12 protein-coding genes are annotated in these 22,053 nt (G+C 65.2%); 5 read left to right on the forward strand and 7 right to left on the reverse strand.

The window, feature by feature from the left end; genetic code table 11:
* Positions 1-87 precede the first annotated feature (87 nt).
* Positions 88-10,593 (forward strand): PPE family protein, encoded by a 10,506-nt coding sequence (locus QXH22_RS10420; protein WP_306275511.1) that lies wholly within the window; start codon positions 88-90, stop codon positions 10,591-10,593.
* 54 nt (positions 10,594-10,647) lie between these two features.
* Here the strand turns inward: QXH22_RS10420 and QXH22_RS10425 are convergent, their stop codons facing one another.
* The 4 genes from QXH22_RS10425 to dnaK are packed head-to-tail and all read right to left on the reverse strand — an operon-like array spanning position 10,648 to position 14,758.
* Complete coding sequence (locus QXH22_RS10425) at positions 10,648-11,037, reverse strand: heat shock protein transcriptional repressor HspR (protein ID WP_306242841.1); 390 nt, start codon at positions 11,035-11,037, stop codon at positions 10,648-10,650.
* Positions 11,037-12,206, reverse strand: a complete 1,170-nt coding sequence (gene dnaJ / locus QXH22_RS10430) for a molecular chaperone DnaJ (protein ID WP_287039084.1) — start codon at positions 12,204-12,206, stop codon at positions 11,037-11,039. Before dnaJ ends, QXH22_RS10425 begins: the two co-directional genes overlap by 1 nt.
* Before the next feature lie 51 nt (positions 12,207-12,257).
* Positions 12,258-12,893, reverse strand: coding sequence for a nucleotide exchange factor GrpE (grpE, locus tag QXH22_RS10435; RefSeq protein ID WP_306275512.1), 636 nt, complete (start codon positions 12,891-12,893; stop codon positions 12,258-12,260).
* Positions 12,890-14,758 carry a molecular chaperone DnaK gene (dnaK, locus tag QXH22_RS10440; RefSeq protein ID WP_306242846.1) on the reverse strand — a complete coding sequence of 623 codons (1,869 nt, stop codon included), beginning with the start codon at positions 14,756-14,758 and terminating at the stop codon, positions 12,890-12,892. Before dnaK ends, grpE begins: the two co-directional genes overlap by 4 nt.
* A gap of 262 nt (positions 14,759-15,020) precedes the next feature.
* Here dnaK and QXH22_RS10445 point away from each other — a divergent pair, with 262 nt between their 5' ends.
* Positions 15,021-15,740: a YoaK family protein gene (locus QXH22_RS10445; protein WP_306275513.1), complete on the forward strand. Its 720-nt coding sequence runs from the start codon at positions 15,021-15,023 to the stop codon at positions 15,738-15,740.
* On the opposite strand, the gene ngg is transcribed toward QXH22_RS10445, so the two are convergent.
* On the reverse strand, positions 15,737-17,515 hold the full coding sequence (gene ngg / locus QXH22_RS10450) for an N-acetylglutaminylglutamine synthetase (protein ID WP_306275515.1): 1,779 nt from the start codon (positions 17,513-17,515) through the stop codon (positions 15,737-15,739). The two genes, QXH22_RS10445 and ngg, sit on opposite strands and share 4 nt — an antisense overlap.
* A 169-nt stretch (positions 17,516-17,684) precedes the next feature.
* Here ngg and QXH22_RS10455 point away from each other — a divergent pair, with 169 nt between their 5' ends.
* On the forward strand, positions 17,685-18,335 hold the full coding sequence (locus QXH22_RS10455) for a TetR/AcrR family transcriptional regulator (protein ID WP_306275517.1): 651 nt from the start codon (positions 17,685-17,687) through the stop codon (positions 18,333-18,335).
* Complete coding sequence (locus QXH22_RS10460) at positions 18,335-18,994, forward strand: enoyl-CoA hydratase-related protein (RefSeq protein WP_306276009.1); 660 nt, start codon at positions 18,335-18,337, stop codon at positions 18,992-18,994. Before QXH22_RS10455 ends, QXH22_RS10460 begins: the two co-directional genes overlap by 1 nt.
* On the opposite strand, the gene QXH22_RS10465 is transcribed toward QXH22_RS10460, so the two are convergent.
* Entirely contained in the window at positions 18,972-19,982 is a 1,011-nt protein-coding gene (locus tag QXH22_RS10465) for a DUF4185 domain-containing protein (protein WP_306275519.1), read from the reverse strand. The genes QXH22_RS10460 and QXH22_RS10465 overlap by 23 nt on opposite strands.
* A gap of 18 nt (positions 19,983-20,000) precedes the next feature.
* A complete protein-coding gene (locus QXH22_RS10470) occupies positions 20,001-20,888 on the reverse strand; it encodes a LysR family transcriptional regulator (protein ID WP_306242856.1) in 888 nt (295 codons plus the stop codon).
* A 202-nt stretch (positions 20,889-21,090) separates the two neighbouring features.
* Between QXH22_RS10470 and QXH22_RS10475 the strand changes: the two genes are divergently transcribed.
* Positions 21,091-22,038, forward strand: a complete 948-nt coding sequence (locus QXH22_RS10475) for an amidohydrolase family protein (protein WP_306242858.1) — start codon at positions 21,091-21,093, stop codon at positions 22,036-22,038.
* The last annotated feature ends 15 nt before the right edge of the window (positions 22,039-22,053 follow it).

Genomic DNA, 22,053 nt, shown 5'->3' on the forward strand with positions numbered 1-22,053 from the left:
CAATCGGACATTCTTGTCCGACAGCTGTTGAATAGTCATCTGCCTTCGCCGCATCGGTGGCGGTCCTGTGTCGGATAGGGACGGGTGATGAGTTTCGCGGTACTGCCCCCCGAGATCAATTCGGCACGACTGCTCTTCGGGGCCGGGCTGGATCCGATCCTGCGTGCCGCGATGGCGTGGGATGCCTTGGCCGCCGAACTGGGCATGGCCGCGTCCTCTTTTTCCTCGCTCACGTCGGGGCTGGTGGGGTCGTCGTGGCAGGGCGCATCAGCGATGGCCATGGCAAGCGCGGCGGCCCCCTACCTTGGCTGGCTGAGCAGCGCCGCCACCCAGGCCGAACAGGCCGGGGCCCAGGCCCGGGTTGCCGCAGCCGCATTCGAAGCGGCTGTGTCGGCGACCGTCAATCCGCTCATCATCTCGGCCAACCGCAACCAGTTCGTCTCGCTGGTCCTGTCCAACATCCTGGGCCAGAACGCACCGGCAATCGCGGCGGCCGAGGCCGTCTATGAGCAGATGTGGGCTCAGGACGTGACCGCGATGTTCAACTACTACACCGGTGTCGCGTCGGCAGCTGCCGGATTGAATCCCTTCCCGACCGGTTTGCAGGACCTGCTCGGTGCGTCGCCGGCCGCCTCTGTGCCGCTTCTGGACGCGATCTCGGCGGCCGCCGGCCGAACCTTCCGCAATGTCGGCCTCGCCAATATCGGTGAAGGCAATATCGGCAATGGCAACATCGGTGACCTTAATTTCGGTTCCGGGAACATCGGCAACAGCAACATCGGCAGCGGGAACCTCGGCACCGGGAACTTCGGCTTCGGCAATGTCGGGCCGGGTTTGACCGCTGCATTCAACAACATCGGCTTCGGCAATACCGGCAGCGGCAATATCGGCATCGGCAACACCGGCAACAACAACATCGGCTTCGGCAACACCGGCAACGGAAACCAGGGCATCGGGCTCTTCGGGAACGCGTTATCGGGATATGGCGGCCTGAACTCGGGCACCGGCAATGTCGGTCTGTTCAACTCGGGCACCAATAACTTCGGCATCGGAAACTCCGGCAACGGAAACTTCGGCATCGGCAACTCCGGTACCAGCTTCAACACCGGAATCGGAAACTCCGGAGAGGCCAACACCGGCATCTTCAACACCGGAATCGCCAACACCGGATGGAGCAACAGCGGCAACTACAACACCGGCTTCTTCAACCCGGGCAACAGCAATACCGGCGGCTTCAATCTGGGCCGCTACAACACCGGCTTCTTCAACGATGGCAATTACAACACCGGTTTCTTCAACCCGGGCAACGTCAACACCGGCGCTTTCAACACCGGCAATTACGACAACGGGTTCCTGTGGCGTGGTGATAATCAGGGCCACTTCCTGACCAACGGTCCGGGTTTCTTCAACTCCACGACCACCCCGTCGTCCGGCTTCTTCAACAGCGGCGACGGCGCCGCATCCGGGATCTTCAACTCCGGTGCCAACAACTCCGGCATCTTCAACAGCTCGGAAGGCGCTGTCGGGGCATCCGGTATCGCCAACACCGGCACCTTCATCTCGGGCATTCTCAACAAGGGCAACACCGTATCCGGCCTGAACAACTCGAGCTTTCTGGACTTCGCGACGCCGGCATTCATCTCGGGCGGCTTCAACAACGGCAACAATATTTCCGGCTTCTTCGGCGGGCCGTCCGCGGGCACCAACTACGGCTTTGCCAACGTCGGGCGCAGCAACTGGGGTTTCGGCAACGTCGGAAACAGCAACTACGGCAACGGAAACCTCGGCGACTCCAACATCGGTTTCGCCAACCTCGGCAGCGAAAACCGCGGCTTTGGCAACCTCGGCAGCTTCAACTGGGGTGGCGGTAACGTCGGCAACCAGAACTTCGGCAATTACAATATCGGTCTCTCCAATATCGGCTCCGGCAACTTCGGCAATTTCAATTACGGGCTGAGTAACCTCGGCAGCTTCAATGTCGGCTTCGGCAACGCCGGTAATTCCAACCAGGGCTTCGCCAACACCGGCAGCAATAATGTCGGATTCGGCAATACCGGCAACAACAGCTTCGGGATCGGTCTCAGCGGCGACAACCAGTACGGCATCGGCGCCCTGAACTCCGGCGTGGGCAACCTGGGCCTGTTCAATTCCGGCAGCAACAACGTCGGCCTGTTCAACTCGGGATCCGGCAACGTCGGCATCGGGAACTCGGGCACCGCGAACGCCGGATTCTTCAACGCCGGCGTCGGCAACTGGGGCGCCGAGAACCCCGGTACCGGCAACACCGGCATCGGCAACACCGGCCTGTACAACACCGGCTGGGGAAATGCCGGCAACGTCAACTCCGGTCTGTTCAACCCCGGGAGTTACAACACCGGCTCCTTCAACATCGGCCACACCAACACCGGCGACTTCAACGTCGGCAACACCAACACCGGCAGCGTCAACCCGGGCAACATCAACACCGGCTTCTTCAACATCGGCGATGTCAACACCGGCCTGCTCAACAGCGGCAATTTCAACAACGGCTTCTCCCAGAGCGGCAACAACGCCGGCCAGATCGCGGTGAACCTCTCCTACACCACGCCCTACATCCCGGTCGACATGTCGATGGTCATTCCGGTGAATATGCCGATGACCCTCGGCGGCATGGTGATTCCGGTAACCGTGGCCGGAACCGTTTTCCCCCAGACGTTCTACCTGCCGGTGCCGTTCGTCGCGCCGCAAGGGCTCTTCTACTTCGGACCGGTCAACCTCGGCGGCTCGTCGATCACGGCTCCCCTGGTCACCCTTTCCATCGGTGGACCGACGACAAGCATCCCCATCACGATCAAAGGCGCCCTGGAAAGTCGCACGATCACCTTCCTCGACATCCCGGCGGCCTCCGGCATCGGCAACACGACCGCCAACCCGTCGTCGGGTTTCTTCCACTCCGGCGCCGGCGGCTCCTCAGGTATCGGGAACATCGGCGGCAGCATGTCGGGCATCTGGAACAGCGGCGTCGCGGCACTGGGCGTGTCGGGCTTCCAGAACTACGGGTCGCTGGTGTCGGGCTGGGCGAACCTGGGCAACAGTGTGTCCGGCTTCTACAACACCAGCCTGGCCGGCCTGGTCAATCCCGGGAACGTTTCCGGCCTGTTCAACTCCGGCCTCGACATGAGCGGACTCTTCAACACCCCGACTGGGCCGGCCTTCAACGTCGGCCTGAACAACTTCGGCGCCAACAACTTCGGCGGCGGCAACGTCGGCAGCCTCAACATCGGCAGCGGCAACTGGGGCAACTCGAACTTCGGCTTCGGCAACATCGGCGGCCTGAACTTCGGCAGTGGCAACATCGGCGACGGTAACTTCGGATTCGGCAACGCCGGTGCCGGGCTGACCGACGGCAACTACAACTTCGGCTTCGGCAACCTCGGCAGCCGCAACTTCGGCTTCGGCAACACCGGCGACTTCAACATCGGCTTCGGCAACACCGGCAACAACAACATCGGCATCGGCCTCACCGGCGACAACCAACAGGGCTTCGGAGGCCTCAACTCCGGGGTCGGCAACAGCGGCTTCGGCAACTCCGGCACCAACAACGTCGGCATCGGCAACACCGGCAACGGCAACTGGGGCATCGGCAACAGCGGCAACTTCAACACCGGTATCGGAAATGCCGGCAGCATCAACACCGGGCTGTTCAACACCGGCGTGGTCAACACCGGCATCGCCAATATCGGGAACCACAACACCGGGCTGTTCAACTTCGGAGACACCAACACCGGAATCGGCAACCGCGGTGACTTCAACACGGGCCTGTACAACAGCGGCAACTACAACACCGGTCTGGGCAATTCCGGCGACATCAACACCGGAGGTTTCGCCACCGGCGACCAGAGCAACGGCTTCCTCTGGCGTGGCGACCGGTTAGGGCTGTGGGGCGCTCACTACGCCATTCATGTCCCGCAGATCCCCGCGCACGTCGACATTGAGGCGCCGATCAACATCCCGATCACGGCGGGCTTCACCAACACCGTCTTCAGCGGCATCCGGCTGGAGGATGTCAACTTCGGCGCATCAGTGAGCATCGGCCCACTACCGATCGCCACGGGCAAGATCAACGCGGTGCAGATCCCGCAGGTCATCATCACCGGGCCCGCGGTCAACTTCCAGATCGGCAAACTCGACGGAACGACGAAAGTCACCATCCCCGCCACGGCCAGCATCGGCCCCGTCGACTGGACGCTCATCAATCTGCCGGTGCATACCGGCTTCTTCAACACCACCGACAACGCCTCGGGTTTTCTCAACACGGCCGTCGGCGGCACCGTTTCCGGTGTCGGCAACATCGGCGCCAACATTTCCGGCTTCCAGAACTTCGGCAGTGTCGCGGTCTCGGGCTTCAAGAACTACGGCACGCTGTTGTCCGGCATGTCGAACCTGGGCGACACCATATCGGGGATCGTCAACACAGGCACGGTGGCGCCGGCCAACCTCTCCGGCATCTACAACGTGGGCGCCAACTTCGCCGGCGCATTCTTCACCCAGATACCGCCGCCCGGAGAGTCGATCTTCAACCTGGGTCTGGCCAATGTCGGGCACAACAACATCGGCTTCGGCAACGTCGGCGACAACAACATCGGCTTCGGCAACGTCGGCGACAACAACATCGGCTTCGGCAACCGCGGCCTGGCCAACCTCGGATTCGGCAACCTCGGCGACGGCAACGTCGGTCTGGCCAACTTCGGCAACCTGAACAGCGGCTGGAGCAACCTGGGCAACTCCAATGCCGGATTCGCCAACGCCGGCAGCGTCAACCAGGGCTTCGGCAATGCCGGCAACACCAACACCGGCCTGGCCAACACCGGCGACGGCAACGTGGGAATCGGGTTCACCGGCAACGGCCAGCAGGGCTTCGGGGGCTGGAACTCCGGCACCGGCAACACCGGCCTGTTCAACTCCGGAACCAACAACACCGGGTTCTTCAACTCCGGCAGTGACAACAACGGCATCGGCAACACCGGCACCGGAAACTGGGGCATCGGCAACAGCGGCCACCTGAACACCGGTTTGTTCAACCCCGGCGAACTCAACACCGGCTTCTTCAACACCGGCCTGCTCAACACCGGCATCGGCAACACCGGCATCGGCAACTCCGGCAACTTCAACGCCGGCAACTTCAACACCTTCAGCTTCAACACCGCCAACTACAACACGGGCTGGGCGAACGCCGGCGACTACAACACCGGCCTGGGCAATGCGGGCGGCGTCAACACCGGCGCCTTCAACGTGGGCAGCTTCAACAACGGCATGTTCTGGCGGGGCGACTACCAGGGCCTGTGGGGCTACAGCAGCAGCACCAGCATCCCGGACACCGCGATCCCGCTGAACTTCCGGGTGCCGGTCAATGTCGACATCCCGATCACCGGCACCCTCGGCATCCTCACCGTCCAGGGCTTCACCATCCCGGCGGTTGACGTCACCACCACATTCTTCGAGTTCATCAGCGTCAACGCCGTCCACGTCAACCCGATCCCCATCCCGAACATCCGCATCGGCCTGCCTGCGATCACCGTCAACATCGGCACCTCCGCCGGCCCCATCATCGATGTCCAGGGCAACGGCGGCCTGCTTCCCATCAAGATTCCGTGGATCGACATCCCGCTGCGGCCGGGTGTCATGAACCTGACGACGTCTCCGTCGTCGGGCTTCTTCAACACCGGCAACGGCGTCTCCTCCGGGTTCGGCAACTTCGGTGGCAACGTGTCGGGCTTCTTCAACACAACCGCCGGGACCTCCGGCATCTCGGGCTACAAGAACTTCGGCGACTTCCTGTCCGGCGTCTCCAACTTCGGCCACACCGTCTCAGGTGCCTTCAACACCGGCCTGACCAACCCGGCCAACATTTCGGGCATCGAGAACATCGGCCACGACATCGCCGGGTTGTTCAACAACAACCCGGTCACCAACATCGGCTTCGCGAATCTCGGCCTGCAGAACATCGGCGCCGGCAACCTCGGCAACGGCAACGTCGGCTTCGGCAACGTCGGCAACGGCAACTTCGGTCTGGGCAACGTCGGTGACGGGAACGTCTTCAACGGAAACCTGGGCAACGGCAACACCGGCTCGGGCAACCTCGGCAACCTCAACATCGGCCTGGGCAACCTGGGGATCGGCAACCAGGGCTTCGGCAACAACGGCAATTTCAACATCGGCTTCGGCAACACCGGCAACAACAACATCGGTATCGGCTTGTCCGGCAACGGCCAGCAGGGATTCGGCGGCTGGAACTCCGGCAGCGGCAACATCGGACTGTTCAACTCGGGCAGCAACAACGTCGGGTTCTTCAACTCCGGGACCGGCAACGTCGGTATCGGCAACTCCGGCACCGCCAACATCGGCCTGGGCAACGCGGGTATCGGCAACTACGGCCTGTGGAACCCCGGCACCGGCAATACCGGTATCGCCAACGCGGGCACCTTCAACACCGGCCTGTTCAATACGGGCACCACCAACACCGGCATCGCCAACCCGGGTGACTACAACACCGGCTCGTTCAACACCGGCAACGTCAACACCGGCGACTTCAACCAGGGCAACTTCAACACGGGCAGTTTCAACACCGGCGACTTCAACACCGGCTTCGGCAACTCTGGCAACGTCAACACGGGTCTGCTCAACGGCGGCAACTACAGCAACGGCATCCTGTGGCGGGCCGACTACCAGGGCCTGTGGGGCACGCACCAGGAGTTCAGCATCCCCGAGTTCCCGGTACTCAACCTCGACATCAACATCCCGATCTACCTGCCGATCAAGGTCGACCTGGGCGCGCTGCTGCTCAACGGGTTCACGTTCCCGCGACTCACCATCAACGCGATCGGCATCACCAACTTCAACATCGGGCCCATCCAGATCCCGAGTGTCGGCGGCACCCTGCCGAAGATCAACGTCGATATCGGCAAGCCCGACGGTTCCACCGTCATACCGATCCAGATCCGCAGCCACCTGGGACCCATCCGCATCGTTTTCCTCGACATCCCCGCGACCCCCGGCTTCGGCAACACCACCGCCACCCCCTCGTCAGGCTTCTTCAACAGCGGGGCCGGCACGGTGTCGGGCTTCGGCAACCTGGGCGCCAGCGTGTCGGGCTGGTGGAACGGCACCAGCACCATGGTCTCGGGCATCCAGAACTTCGGAAACATGTCCTCGGGTTTTGCCAACCTGGGCCACACCGTGTCCGGGATCTACAACACCAGCACGGCCGGGATGGCGACGCCGGCCAACCTCTCGGGTCTCTACAACATCGGCACCGACGTGGCGGGTTTGTTCCGCAGCCCCACCGACACCATCTTCAACGTCGGCCTGGCCGATCTGGGCAAGCTCAACCTCGGCAGCGGCAACATCGGGGACTTCAACCTGGGCAGCGGCAACCTGGGCAGCCACAACTTCGGGTTCGGCAACCTGGGCGACGCCAACTTCGGGTTCGGCAACATCGGCGCCGGAAACCTCGGCTTCGGCAACGCCGGGCCCGCCCTGACCGAGGCCCTGAACAACATCGGCTTCGGTAACACCGGCAACGGCAACTTCGGCATCGGCAACACTGGCGACGGCAACTTCGGGTTCGGCAACACCGGCAACAACAACATCGGCATCGGGTTGTCCGGCAACAACCAGATCGGGTTCGGCCCGCTGAACTTCGGGGCGGACAACAGCGGCCTGTTCAACGTGGGCATCGGCAACTCCGGACTGGCCAACGCCGGCAACTTCAACCAGGGCTGGGCCAACACCGGCAACAACAACATCGGGTTGTTCAACACCGGCGACAACAACATCGGCATCGGGCTCACCGGCAACGGCCAGAGCGGATTCGGCTCACTGATGTCGGGGGCAGGCAACACCGGGTTCTTCAACTCCGGCCACGGCAACACCGGCATGTTCAACTCCGGCTCGGGCAACACCGGCTACTTCAACTCCGGCACCGGCAACACCGGCATCGGCAACATGGGCATCGGCGGGGTCGGCATCGGGCTGTCCGGGAACAACCAGGTCGGCATCGGCGGCACCAACTCCGGCAGCTTCAACATCGGGCTGTTCAACTCCGGCACCGGCAATGTCGGCTTCGGCAACTCCGGCACCGGCAACTGGGGCATCGGCAACACCGGCACCAACAACACCGGCATCGGCAACTCCGGCACCTTCAACACCGGGCTGTTCAACACCGGCAACTTCAACACCGGCCTGGCCAACCCCGGCAACTACAACACCGGCCTGTTCAACATCGGCAACTTCAACACCGGCATGTCCAACACCGGCCATTTCAACACCGGCTACGCCAACCCCGGCGACTACAACACCGGCCTGGCCAGCTCCGGGAAGTTCGGCACCGGCGGCTTCATGACCGGCACCGCCAACAACGGCTTCTTCTGGCGCGACGACATGCAGGGCCTGATGTCCGCCAACTACACCATCGTCGTCGAGCGCGTCAACGCCGTGCTCACCGTCGACGCGCCACTGCACATCCCGATCACAGGCACCATCACCAACGTCAACGTCCCCGCAATCACCATTCCGCGGTTCGACGCCCGGGGCAGCCTCGACCTCGGCATTTTCAAGGGCACCGTCATCGCGCCGTTCGGGCCGATCACCATCCACGGCGGCGACATCAACGCGGCATCGAACACACCCATCACCATCAACTTCGGCACTCAGCCCGCGATCAACATCGACATCGGCAGCCCGGACCCCAACAACCCGACGATCATCCACCTGCTCGGGCTGGGCGGCGGCGGACCCGCCTACCTGCCGCTTATCGACATGAAGCCGACGCCGGGCTTCCTCAACGCCACCACTGGTTTCTCGTCGGGCTTCCTGAACTGGGGTACCGGCAATGCCTCGGGCCTGTTGAACTTCGGCAACAACTCCGGCATCTACAACGTCGCCACCGGGGTGATCGGAAACTCCGGGCTGCAGAACTTCGGATCCATGCAGTCCGGCTTCTCCAACCTCGGCAACACCCTCTCGGGCTGGCTCAACACCGGCGGCGGCATCCCGGCGAACATCTCCGGCGCCCAGAACTTCGGCGTCGACCTGGCCGGCTTCTTCCGGGACGGCGTCAACCAGACGACCTTCAGCCTCGGCGTGGCCAACAACGGCTTCTACAACCTGGGCAACGCCAACCTGGGCGCCTACAACCTGGGCAACGCCAACATCGGCACCTTCAACCTCGGCGGCGCCAACATCGGCAACCTCAACATCGGCTGGGGCAACATCGGCGACCAGAACTTCGGACCTGCCAACATCGGCTTCGGCAACGTCGGCTTCGGCAACTCCGGTCTGGGATCGCTGCCCGCCGTCCAGAACCTCGGCTTCGGCAACACCGGGACCCTCAACATCGGCTTCGGCAACACCGGCACCAACAACATCGGCTTCGGCAACACCGGTGACGGCAACATCGGCATCGGCTTGGCGGGCAACGGCCAGGTCGGCTTCGGCGGCTGGAACTCGGGCAGCGGCAATGTCGGCCTGTTCAACTCCGGCACCAACAACGTCGGGTTCTTCAACTCCGGTGAGGGCAACTGGGGCATCGGGAACTCCGGCCACTTCAACACCGGGATCGGTAACACCGGTCAGGTCAACAGCGGCTTCTTCAACACCGGCCTGGTCAACACCGGCTTCGGCAACTCGGGCAATTTCAACACCGGCATCGCCAACTCCGGCAACGTCAACACCGGCAGCTTCAACCCGGGCAACTACAACACCGGCGGCTTCAACCCGGGCAACTACAACACCGGCTGGATCAACAACGGCGACTCCAACACCGGCATCGGGAACTACGGCGACTTCAACACCGGCGGGTTCAACGGCGGCAACTACAACAACGGGTTCTTCTGGCGGGGCGACTACCAGGGCCTGGGCGGGTTTCACTACGAAACCACGATCCCGCAGATTCCCTACGACTACAGCATTGCGGGCGACATCGAGATCCCGATCAGCGGAACCATCAACGCCGTCACCCAGGACTTGTTCACGATCGCGAAGTTCGACATCCCGATCAGCCTGGAAGTCACGATCTGCATCATCTACATCCCGTTCGTCGGCTGTGTGCTGAGCGGCACGCTCCCGGCGATCCCGATCACCACTCAGCAACTGGGCGGATGGACCATCGACCCCAGCGTGCTGAACCCCGAAACACCGCTGGTCTTCAACTTCTCCAACCCCCTCAGCATGGCCGGCAACGGCGGTCTGGGACCGTTCACCTTCGGCTTCGGCTACCAGCAGGCTCCGGGATTCTTCAACTCAGGTCCGGTGCCGTCATCGGGGTTCTTCAACTCCGGCGGTGGCGGCGCCTCGGGCTTCTTCAACGTGTCCGACGGCGCCGTGTCCGGTATCGGGAACGCGGTCAAACAGGTGTCCGGCGCGCTCAACGCCGGCGGCGTCGACCTATCGGGCTTCCAGAACTTCGGCACCCTGGAATCCGGGTGGGCGAACCTGGGCAACTTCTTGTCCGGCTTCTACAACACCAGCGTGCTCGACACCCTGACGCAGGCCTTCGTCTCCGGGGTCGGCAATGTGGGCAAAGAACTCGCCGGAATCTTCGGCGAGAGCCCGTAACTCACCGGCGCGAATCGATTGCGCCGTTCGCTCGCCCGCTACCGCCGGCTCCGCTCACCGGCGCGAACGGGGCTGCCAGACGACCAGCGCCGTGCTCTTCGGCACCACCGCGACCTCGCGGCGCTGGTTGGCGCGCAACACCGCCAGTTCCTCGGCCATCTCCTTCAGCCTGGACTGCAGCGCCTCGACCTGATTGGTCAGTTCGATGATGCGCTTGATCCCGGCAAGGTTGACGCCTTCGTCCTGGGAGAGGCGCTGCACCTCGCGCAGCAGGTTCACATCATGCTCGGAGTAGCGCCGCCCACCGCCCGGGGTGCGCTGTGGGCTGACCAAGCCGAGCCGGTCATACGTGCGCAGGGTCTGCGCATGCATGCCGGCCAGCTCGGCAGCCACCGAGATCAGGAAGGTCCGCGATTCCTCACTCTTCTTCGGGTTCATCGCCATCAGCGATTACCTGCCCATCCAGCCCTTGGGTCGAAGCCACTGGAACGTTCGGCCGCCGCATAGGCTTCCAACGCCTCCTGGGCGGCACCCTCCAGGTTCGGCGGAACGGCCACCTTGACGGTGACGAGCAGGTCGCCGCTGCCGCCGCTGCGCTTGGGCACACCACGCCCACGCACCCGCAGAATACGGCCGTCTGCGGTGCCCTTCGGCACCCGGACGCCGACTTTACCGTCCAGCGTGGGCACCGAAAGCGTTGAACCCAAAGCTAATTCGGTAAAGCTGACCGGGACGGTGACGGTGAGATCGTCGCCGTCACGGCCGAACACCTTGTCGGGACGGACGTGGACGGTTACGTACAGGTCGCCCGACGGTGCGCCACGCAGCCCGGCCTCACCCTGTCCGGCCAACCGGATCCGCTGCCCGTCCTCGACGCCCGGCGGAATCCGCACGTTGATGGTCCGGGTACGGGTGGTGGCGCCGTTGCCGCCGCATTCTTCGCACGGGTGCTCGATGATCGAACCGCTGCCCCGGCATTCGGTGCAGGGCTCGGAGAAACCGAACGCGCCCTGATTGCGGCTGATCACACCCGCGCCGTTGCAGTTCGGACACACCTTCGGGCTGGTGCCCGGACGTGCGCCGCTGCCGTGGCAGTTGGTGCACGGCGCCGGACTGGTCAGCCGCAGGGGCATCGCCACTCCCTTGGCGGCCTCGACGAAATCGAGTTCCGTCTCGGTCTCCAGGTCGTTGCCCCGGCGCGGCCGACTGGGCCGGGTGGTGCCACCTCGCCCGAACAGGCCGCCGAACAGGTCGCCGATGTTGGCGCCGCCGGACCGGCCGGCGGCGTCGAACAAGTCGTTCAGGTTGAACTCGGCGCCATCACCACCTCCGCCGAAGCCGCCGAAGTTACCCGCATCGAACCGACGGCCACCAAAGCCGCCGCCGGCGAACAGCCGGCGGGTTTCGTCGTACTCTTTGCGCTTCGCTTCGTCAGACAAGACGCTGTACGCCTCAGAAACTGCCTTGAACCGTTCGGCTCCGGCGGGGTTCTTGTCCGGATGCAGATCGGAAGCCAGCTTGCGGTACGCGGTCTTGATCTGCTTGGCGTCGGCATCGGAGGGGACGCCAAGCTCCTTGTAGAAGTCTTTCTCGACCCACTCACGCTGAGCCATACCGCGTCACCTCCTTACCTTTCTTCTTGATTCTGTGCCTTGAAACGGGAATTAGTCACCGGAGCCGTCGGCGTTGTCGCTCGTGTCGGCCGGCCCGGTTGTATCGGCATCGCCCGGGTTCTGCCCGGAGGATCCGTCGGCGACGGTGTCGACGACAGCCACCAGCGCGTTGCGCAGCACGTGCTCGCCGAGTTGGTAGCCCTGCCGCATTACGGTGCCGATCACCGGTTTGGCATCCGGGCCGCCGCCGCCTTCGTGTTGCACGGCCTCGTGCAACACCGGGTCGAAGTCCTCGCCTTCTTCACCGAATGGCTTGAGCCCCAAGCCGTTCAGCACGTTCATCAGTTTGTCGGCCACGGCCTTGAGCGGACCGGACTCCAGATCACCGTGCTTACGCGCCCGCTCGATGTCGTCCACCGCATGTAGCAGTTCACCGACCACCGCGGCCCTGGCCCGGTCGGCCGCGGCCTGCTGGTCGCGCATCGCCCGCTTGCGGTAGTTGGCGAAGTCCGCCTGAACCCGTTGCAGGTCTTTGGTCAGCTCCGCCACCTTGTCCGATGAATCGCCGGGAGCCTGCTCTCCCGGCGCCGGAGCGCCGGGAGAGCCCTGCCGTACTTCACCAGTTTCGGGATCGATCCGCCGTTTGTCGGTGACCGTCACCGGTTCCTGTGGGTACTCGTCGGTCACTTGGACTCCCGGTCGTCGTCGACCACCTCCGCGTCGACGACGTCGTCCGAGCCGCCCTGGTCAAACCCGCCACCGGGCTGACCGCCGCCGGCGGCACCACCTTCGGCCTGGGCCGCTTCGTAGATCGCCTGCCCGAGCGCCTGGGACTCCTGGCCCAGCTTCTCCATCGCCGACTTGATCGCGCTGATGTCGTCGCCACCCAGGGCCGCCTTGGCCTCGCCGACCGCGGCTTCCACCTTGCTCAAGGTGTCCTCGGGAACCTTCGAGCCGCCCTCGGCTTCTCGTTGTTCTTTGACGAACTTCTCCGTCTGGTAGACCAGCGTCTCGGCCTGGTTGCGGACGTCGGCCTCCTCGCGACGCTTGCGGTCCTCGTCCGCGTGCGCCTCGGCCTCCTTGATCATCCGGTCGATCTCTTCCTTGGAGATGCCGGAGCCCTCCTGGATGCGGATCGTGTTCTCCTTGCCGGTGCCCTTGTCCTTGGCCGTGACGTGCACGATGCCGTTGGCGTCGATGTCGAAGGTGACCTCGATCTGGGGCACACCGCGCGGAGCCGGGGCGATGCCGGTCAGCTCGAAGCTGCCGAGCAGCTTGTTGGCCGACGCCATCTCGCGCTCACCCTGGTAGACCTGGATCTGCACCGACGGTTGGTTGTCGTCGGCCGTGGTGAAGGTCTCCGACCGCTTGGTGGGGATGGTGGTGTTGCGCTCGATGAGCTTGGTCATCACGCCACCCTTGGTCTCGATACCCAGGCTCAGCGGTGTGACGTCAAGCAGCAGAACGTCTTTCACCTCACCCTTGAGGACACCAGCCTGCAGCGCAGCACCCACGGCGACGACCTCGTCAGGGTTGACGCCCTTGTTGGGCTCCTTGCCGCCGGTCATCTCCTTCACCAGCTCGGTGACCGCGGGCATACGGGTCGAACCGCCGACCAGTACCACGTGGTCGATGTCGCCCACCGAGATGCCGGCGTCGGCGATCACCGACTGGAACGGCTTGCGGGTACGGTCCAGCAGGTCTTGGGTGATGCGCTGGAACTCGGCCCGGGTCAGCTGCTCGTCGAGGAACAACGGGTTCTTGTCCGCGTCCACGGTGATGTAGGGCAGGTTGATCGAGGTGCTCTGCGAGCTGGACAGCTCGATCTTGGCCTTCTCGGCGGCTTCACGAAGCCGCTGCATGGCCATCTTGTCCTTGGTCAGGTCGATGCCGCTGGTGCCCTTGAACTTCTCCACCAGCCAGTCGACGACGCGCTGGTCCCAGTCGTCGCCACCGAGGTGGTTGTCACCGCTGGTGGCACGTACCTCGACCACACCTTCGCCGATCTCGAGCAGCGAGACGTCGAAGGTGCCGCCGCCGAGGTCGAAGACCAGGATGGTCTGTTCCTTCTCGCCCTTGTCCAAGCCGTAGGCCAGCGCGGCCGCGGTCGGCTCGTTGACGATGCGCAGCACGTTGAGGCCGGCGATCTGGCCGGCGTCCTTGGTCGCCTGACGCTGGGCGTCGTTGAAGTAAGCGGGCACGGTGATCACCGCGTCCGCGATGTCCTCGCCCAGGTATGCCTCAGCGTCGCGCTTGAGCTTCATCAGCACGCGGGCGCTGATTTCGGGGGCGGTGTAGTTCTTACCGTCGATCTCAATGGACCAATCGGTACCCATGTGCCGCTTGACCGAGCGAATGGTGCGGTCCACGTTGGTGACCGCCTGGTTCTTGGCGGGCTGGCCAACCAGAACTTCGCCGTTGCGCGCGAACGCGACGACGGAAGGAGTCGTCCTCGAGCCCTCGGAGTTAGCGACGACGACGGGGTCGCCACCCTCCAGAACCGAGACGACGGAGTTGGTGGTCCCGAGGTCGATGCCGACCGCACGAGCCATAGTGATTCCTCCTGAATGTGTAGAGCATCTGTATTGCACTATGCTGAGTGAACCCCGCTCAAGACTGCTCCGGTGGACGCTCTGCTGTCAACCCAGACTTGAGTCTGATTCACTCAACTTGTCGATCATGCTAACGGTGTCGCCGCGGAGTTTGTTCCCCGGGTCCTATGCGAGCTCTATGAAAGCGGCAGGAATCGGCGTTTCGCCAGGTGACCCGATGGTTAGACTCGGCGAAGAGTCAGCTTTTGGGGGGAAGCGAATCATGTCAGCGAACAGTCGCATGCTTGCCTACAGCTCCCTGCTGGCGATGAATGCAGGCTGGGTCAACGCGGTGGCGATCCTCATCATGGCCGTCCCGGTGGGCAACTTGACCGGAATCACCACCCAGATCGGCATGGACCGGGCCCACCCCTGGCGATACGAAAGCCACGTCCTGTTCGCGATCTTGCTGGGGTTCCTGATCGGGGCCGCCATCGCGGGAGCGCTGCTTGCCTCCAAGCGGATGCCGATCGGCAATCGGCACGCCGCCGTGCTGTCGATTCAGGCCTCACTGCTGCTGCTGGCCGCCGCCGGCATCGAAGAGTCCGACGTCAAGTCCCTGATCCTGGGATCCGGCATCGAGGAGACCGCGGTACAGGCTTTTCTGGCCGCCGCCGCGCTCGGTCTGCAGAACGGGCTGACCTCCAGCTTTCGCGGGATGGCGGTCCGCACCACCCATTTCACCGGCACCGTCACCGACCTGGGGCTCATGTTGGGCCGCAGCCGTCAGGAGGGCATCGACAAGTGGAAGGCGGCAATCCTCTCCGCGACGTTGTTGCTGTTCCTCACCGGCGCGGTCGTCGGCCTGATGGCCGGTGCCCGCATCGGCGGCCATGCTCTTGTCGTTCCGGCGACGATCTGCCTGGTGCTGGCGGCTATCGGTATGGTGCGCAGCCGCAGGCGGCGCGAGCAGCCCATCACCGCTGAACCGGTCAGCGCTTAGGAATTCGAGCGCGACTCTTCCGGAGTCCACGGCAGCGGCGGCCGGGGCTGGCCGGGAAACAGGAAGTCGACGAACGACGCCACCGTCGGTTGCGGTTCGTGGTTTGCCAATCCCGGCCGCTCATTGGCCTCGATGAAGGAGTAGTCGGCGGCACGGACGTCGGGGACCAGGAGGTCGATACCGGCCACCGGGATCCCGATGGCGTCGGCCGCATTGACCGCCACCCGGCACAGTTCCTCGTTCACCGTGCCGGTCACGTCGTGCAACGTCCCGCCCTGATGCAGGTTGGCGGTGGCGCGCACCCGCAGCACCGTGCCCTCCGGCAGCACATCGTCCAGCTGCCAGCCTTCGTTGCGGACCGTCTCCCGCGCGAGGTCGTCGAGCGGGATGCGGGACTCGCCTTCGGTGGCGGCAGAACGCCGCCGGCTTTCGGCCTCGATCAACTCGCGCACACTGTGCCTACCCGTGCCGATGACCTCAGGCGGCACCCGCAACGCGGCCGCCACCACCCGGCCGTCGATCACCACCAGCCGCAGGTCGTCGCCATGCACCCGCTTTTCGATCAGCACTTCCGGGTCCTGCTCCCGGGCCCGCGCCAACGCCGCGGCGAGCGCCTCGGGACCCTGGCCGGCAGTCACCCCCACGGTGATGCCCTTGCCCTGCTCCCCCCGGCACGGTTTGATCACCGCCTCGTCAATCTCGTCGAGGAACGCGTAGTCGTCCTCGTCGAAAGTGGCCAGCCGCGCCGGCGGAACCTCGATGCCCGCCGCCTGCACCAGACGCCGGGTCAGCCGTTTGTCATCGCACCGGCACATCGCGATCGCCGAGGTGTACTCGGACAGCGACTCGCGGGTGACGACGCTGCGCCCGCCGTGAGTGAGGCGCATTTCACCGGTCTCGGCATCCAGGATCTCGACCCGGATGCCACGGCGGAGGGCCTCTTCGGCGATGATCCGCGCGTAGGGGTTGAGGTCGTCAATGGTTTCCGGCGGCGAGGTGAACAACGGCTCGTTGATGGTGTTCTTGCGCTTGACCACCAGCACCGGGACGCGGCGGAAACCGATCTTCTCGTACAGGCCGATCGCGGCGTCGTTGTCGTGGGCGACCGAGAGGTCGAGGTAGGCCCGTCCCTGCTCGCGGAACCGGTCGGCCATGGCGAGGGTCAACGCCTGCCCGATGCCCGGCAGCGCAGCGGCCGGGTCGACCGCCAGCGTCCACAGGCTCGCGCCCCGCTCGGGATCCGCGAAAAGAGCCTCGTGGTCGACACCCGTGACGGTGCCGATCACCGCACCGTCGTCGTCGCGCACGGCCACCAGGTACGTCACCGCGTCGACGTGCAGATGGTTGTGCCAGATCGTCTCGACCGGCGCTGGAACCATCCCACAGCGCACAAAGACGCGGTTCATGGCGTCGGCCTCGGCCGGGGACCGCAAGGTGCGCACCGTGACACCTTGCGGCGCAGTGGCCGAGTCCGTGTGCTCGGCGAAGCGCAGCCGGTAGGTGTGACTGGGGTCGATGAACAGTTCGGTAGGCGCCTGCGCGACCACGATGTGGGATTCGCGCGCGTAGATACACACATCCCGGCGTCCCGGCGCCTCGTTGCGCAGCGCTTCGACGAGCGCGGCTGAATCGGCGAACGTCTGGCCGAATATGATTCGGCCCCAACCGAGTTCGAGCTCAACCTGCCGCGCGGACACGTCGGCCGGGTGCGAGGCGTCGTGGAGGTTGAGTGTGATGAACTCGGGATGATCTTCCGCGACACCCATGGCGCTCATCCGGCTGGCCCCGTGAGGCCGGCCGCGCCGCGGCCGCGCGGCAACTCCGATCGACTAATCATGATCGGCGTTGTTTACCCATTTTCCCGCGATTGATCACCGATCCCGGCTCCCGCCCCGCCCCGCCCCGCCAGAGTATTAGAGCATTTGCTCTGTTACTATGCCGGTCATGCCGCGCCCCCGAGTCCACGACCCGGATACGGTGCTCGATGCCGTCGAGTCGCTGGCCGTCGCCTCCGGACCGGCGGCAGTGACCATCCGGGCGATCGGTTCGGCCGTCGGCGTCTCCAACGGCGCGCTGTATCACACGTGGGGTTCGCGGGCGGGCCTGCTGGCCCAGGCCTGGCTGCGGGCGGGCCGCCGGTTCCTGCAGGCACAGAACGCACTGGTCGACGCGGCCTTGTCGGCGCCGGACCCCCAGGCCGGCCTCGAGGCAGTGGCGGCCGCCGCGGACGCACCGGCGGCCTTTGCCGAGCAGCACCCGGACTCGTGCCGGCTGCTGCTGACGTTACCGCGGGAAGAGCTGATCGATCCCGATCTACCGGCCGAAATCATCGCTGAGATAAGGGATCTCGAAGCGCGGCTGGTCGGCCTGATGATCCGGCTGGCACGCGCGGTCTGGGACCGCAAGGACGCCGCCGCGGTGGATGCGATCACGATCTGCATCGTCGACCTGCCGACCGCGATCCTGCTGCGCCGCGACCGCCTGGGCAGCACGACGGCGCGCGAACAGCTGCGCGCCGCGGTGCGCGCCGTGCTGCACATCGAGCCACCGATACGCCAACCCGAAAGACCGCACTCCGAAAGGAAGAACCAGTGATCAGCCTGCGCTACGACGAGAAGATCGCGATCCTCGATCTCGGCGACGACGAGAATCGTTTCTCCCCAAGCTTTCTCGACGACATCAATGACCACCTCGATGAGATCGAAGCCGGTGGCGCGCACGCCCTGGTCACCACCGCGACCGGAAAGTTCTACACCAACGGGCTCGATCTGGACTGGCTCTTCGCGCACGGCGAGCAAACCCAGTGGTACGTGAGCCGGGTCCAGGATCTGCTGGCACGGATGCTCACGCTGCCCATGCCCACCGCGGCGGCGATCGTCGGTCACGCATTCGGCGCCGGGGCGATGCTGGCCGTTGCCCACGACTTCCGGGTGATGCGCGACGACCGCGGGTTCTTCTGCTTCCCCGAAGCGGACATCAACATTCCGTTCACCGACGGCATGGCCGCGCTGATCCAGGCCAAGCTCACCCCGCAAGCCGCGGTCGCCTCCATGACCACGGGACGGCGCTTCGGCGGAACCGACGCGGCGACAATCGGTATCGTCGACGCCACCGCGGGCGAGGGCGCCGTAACGACCGCCGCGCTGGAAATGCTGCGCCCCCTGGGCGCCAAGGACCGCGGCACTCTGGGTGCGATCAAACAGACCATGTTCGGCACGGCCGCCCACACGCTCAGAGCGGCCGCCGACGGCTGACATTGGCAAGGACCAGCTGGGTGTTGTAGGGCGCCCCGACCGGCACGCCGTGCCCGTCGGCCTGCGTATTCCATTGACTGGCAAATATTTTCATCCGGCCCAGAGTGGATCCGGGAACAATGTAGCCGCCATAGTTCTGGGCTACGAAGTTCGGGCCGGCCGGGTCGCTCTGCTGCATGAGCACCGTTCGAACGCCCGCGCTGAAGATGTCGGTGGGCCTGTCCGCGACCCACACCTCCACCGTCCCATCGGGCCCACTGCGCACGTTGAATCCTGCCAGCACTGCGCAACCGTCGACCTCCCGGAAGCTCAGCTCGCCGAAACTGTTGGGGCTGATGACAGTTGGGGCCCGTCCCGGCCGGCCCCAGGCTGCATGGTCGCCGCGCACGTAGGGTCGCCACGACGAGCGGTCGGTGAACGCATCGGGGTCAGCCCGGTAGAGCGTTACGCCCCGGCTGCGGTCGAAGGCATCGGCGACGATGTACACATAACCGTCGGCGGCCTGGTAACCGCTGATCTGCGACTGGCCACTGTCGGCGTAGCTGCCGGGACGCCAGGAACCTTTGACCGGCTTCCAGCCGTCGGCCGGGCGATCGGTGACTTCCACCAGCCACGACCCGCCCCTGGCCCGCAGGTCCTCGGTACCGACCACCAGCATGTACGTCCGGCCGCCGACCAGCACGCTGCCCGCGGGCAACGTGTTCATGCCGCGCGCCTGACGAGGCGGGATAAAAAGCGGGTTGGGACTACCGCGCGGCCCGGTGAGCGGCGCACCGAAGTGCGGGTGGCCGGCGGCGTCGAAGGTCACCGGCACCGCCACGGACGGGTAGTGCGGGTGGGTGCCCACCCGGTCGCCGCCGAACGAATCCCCGAACACGGCCACATAGGACCCACCGGGCAGTTGAACGACCTCGCCCAGGTCGGCAGCGCCGATGCCGGGCACACCACCGCGGGCGCCGGTCCCGGCGATCGGACCGAGATTGCGCACCTCGCCATGGCGCATCGCTTACGTTCGCTCTTCGATCAGCGACAGCAGCGCCCGGACCGCCGCGCTCGCCGGGCGCGTGGCCGACGTCGCGACGTAGAGCCGCCAACACAGCTCGTGGTCGGCGACCGGCACGGTCACCAGACCGTCGTCGTCGATGTCGTCGAGAATGGTCCAGCTCAGAAACCCGATGCCGAGCCCGTTGCGGATGTAGGCGGCCGCGGTGCCCAGATCGGCGACCTCCAGGGTGACCGTCCGGTCCACCCCGGCGGCAGCGAACGCTTTGTCGATGACGATCCTGGTGCCGTACCCCGGCGGCGCGTCGACGAACGACATGCCGGCCAGTTCGGCCAGTGTCACCGACGAACCGGTGGCCAGCGGATGGTCGGCGGGCACCACCAGGTGCAGCTTGACGGCGGCTACCAGTTGCGCGTTCAGGCCGGCCGGCACGTCGCCGGGAAAGACGAGGAAGGCGATGTCCAGATCCCCGTCACGCAGTTGCCGTTCCAGCCCCGTCGTGCCGGCGCGGGCCGCGCGCAGCTGTACCCGAACCTCGGGGTGACGGGCATGCAAGTCTGCCAGCACAGTGGGCAGGTCGATCACGTTGATCGAGGTCAGCGTGCCGACGGTGACGGTGCCCCGCACAGCGCCGCGGGTGGCGTGCACGGCGTCCTTGGCGGCCGAGGCGGCGTCGAGGGTGGCGCGGGCGTGCGGCCGCAGCTGTTCACCCGCCGGTGTCAGGCGCACCCCGGCCGGCCCGCGGATGAACAGGTCGGCACCGAGTTCGCGTTCCAGCGCCCGGATGGTCGCCGACACCCCGGACTGGACGACGTGTAGCCGTTTGGCCGCCCGGGTGAAGCTCAGATTGTCCGCAACAGCGAGGAAGTACTCCAGCTGACGCAGTTCCACCCAGGAATTATCACCATTTGTGCTGGTGTCGATCAAGAAATTTCGCTGGCAGTGATCGCAGGGTCCGGCGTACCTTCGGCCCGGTGGAGGTCACCGAAATGCGCTGCTTATCGCGATGCGAAGAGCACCGATTCGCGGGTAGCGGTCGGGGCCGTGCCGGCCGCGCATCCCGCGGTGGGCCCGCGCGGGTATCGGAGGCATGATGCGCACCATCGCACTCGAAGAGCACTACGCCACAACGCCATTCCTGAGCGGACCGGGCAGCTGGCTGAAATCGCAACCCACCATTTGCGAGGCGCTCGTCGACCTCGGCGAGACCCGCATCAAGGCCATGGACAGCGCCGGCATCGACGTGGCCGTGTTGTCCCTGGTCGCCCCCGGCGTCGAGCAGCTCGACGGTCCGGCGGCCATCCGGTTGGCCCGAAGCTGCAACGACGAGCTCGCAGCGGCCGTACAGCGGTATCCAGAGCGGCTGGCGGGTTTCGCCACCCTGCCGATCAGCGAGCCCGACGCGGCGGCCACCGAACTCGAGCGCATGATCGGCAACGGCTTCGTCGGCGCGGTGGTCAACGGCCACTGCCGGGGCGTCTATCTCGACGACCCGCACTTCGAGCCGGTCCTCGACCGCGCCGCGGCCCTGCGGGTTCCGATCTATCTGCACCCGACCGTTCCGCCCCCGGCCGTCGTCGAATCCTGCTACGCCGGGTTCACCGAAGACGTGACCTTCGCGCTGGCGACGGTGGGATGGGGCTGGCACATCAACACCGGCACCCACGTGCTGCGCCTCATCCTCGGCGGCGTGTTCGACCGGCACCCCGAACTGCAGGTCATCATCGGCCACATGGGAGAGGCGCTGCCCTTCATGGTGCCGCGATTCGACGCCACACTGCGCCCGGAGCTGACCGGTCTGCGGCGTCCGGTCAGCTCCTACCTGCGGGAGAACCTGACCTATACGTTCGCCAACTTCAACAACGAGGCCACCTACGCCAACCTGATGGCCCAGATCGGGGTAGACCGAGTGGCCTTCTCCACCGATCACCCTTTCGGGTCCATGACCGCCGCACGCGGCTTCCTCGACCGGCTGCCACTCACCGACGACGAGCGGGCCGCCATCAGCCACCGAAACGCCGAGCGCCTGCTGGGGCTGTGAACTGCCGGCGCGCTG

This window comes from Mycobacterium sp. TY814 (genome assembly GCF_030755175.1).
Taxonomy (GTDB): Bacteria; Actinomycetota; Actinomycetes; order Mycobacteriales; family Mycobacteriaceae; genus Mycobacterium.

Coding starts and splice junctions, on each gene's coding strand:
- QXH22_RS10420 (WP_306275511.1), top strand. CDS start 88: ATGAGTTTCGCGGTACTGCCCCCCGAGATCAATTCGGCACGACTGCTC.
- QXH22_RS10425 (WP_306242841.1), bottom strand. CDS start 11,037: ATGGCGATGAACCCGAAGAAGAGTGAGGAATCGCGGACCTTCCTGATC.
- dnaJ (WP_287039084.1), bottom strand. CDS start 12,206: ATGGCTCAGCGTGAGTGGGTCGAGAAAGACTTCTACAAGGAGCTTGGC.
- dnaK (WP_306242846.1), bottom strand. CDS start 14,758: ATGGCTCGTGCGGTCGGCATCGACCTCGGGACCACCAACTCCGTCGTC.
- QXH22_RS10445 (WP_306275513.1), top strand. CDS start 15,021: ATGTCAGCGAACAGTCGCATGCTTGCCTACAGCTCCCTGCTGGCGATG.
- ngg (WP_306275515.1), bottom strand. CDS start 17,515: ATGAGCGCCATGGGTGTCGCGGAAGATCATCCCGAGTTCATCACACTC.
- QXH22_RS10455 (WP_306275517.1), top strand. CDS start 17,685: ATGCCGCGCCCCCGAGTCCACGACCCGGATACGGTGCTCGATGCCGTC.
- QXH22_RS10475 (WP_306242858.1), top strand. CDS start 21,091: ATGCGCACCATCGCACTCGAAGAGCACTACGCCACAACGCCATTCCTG.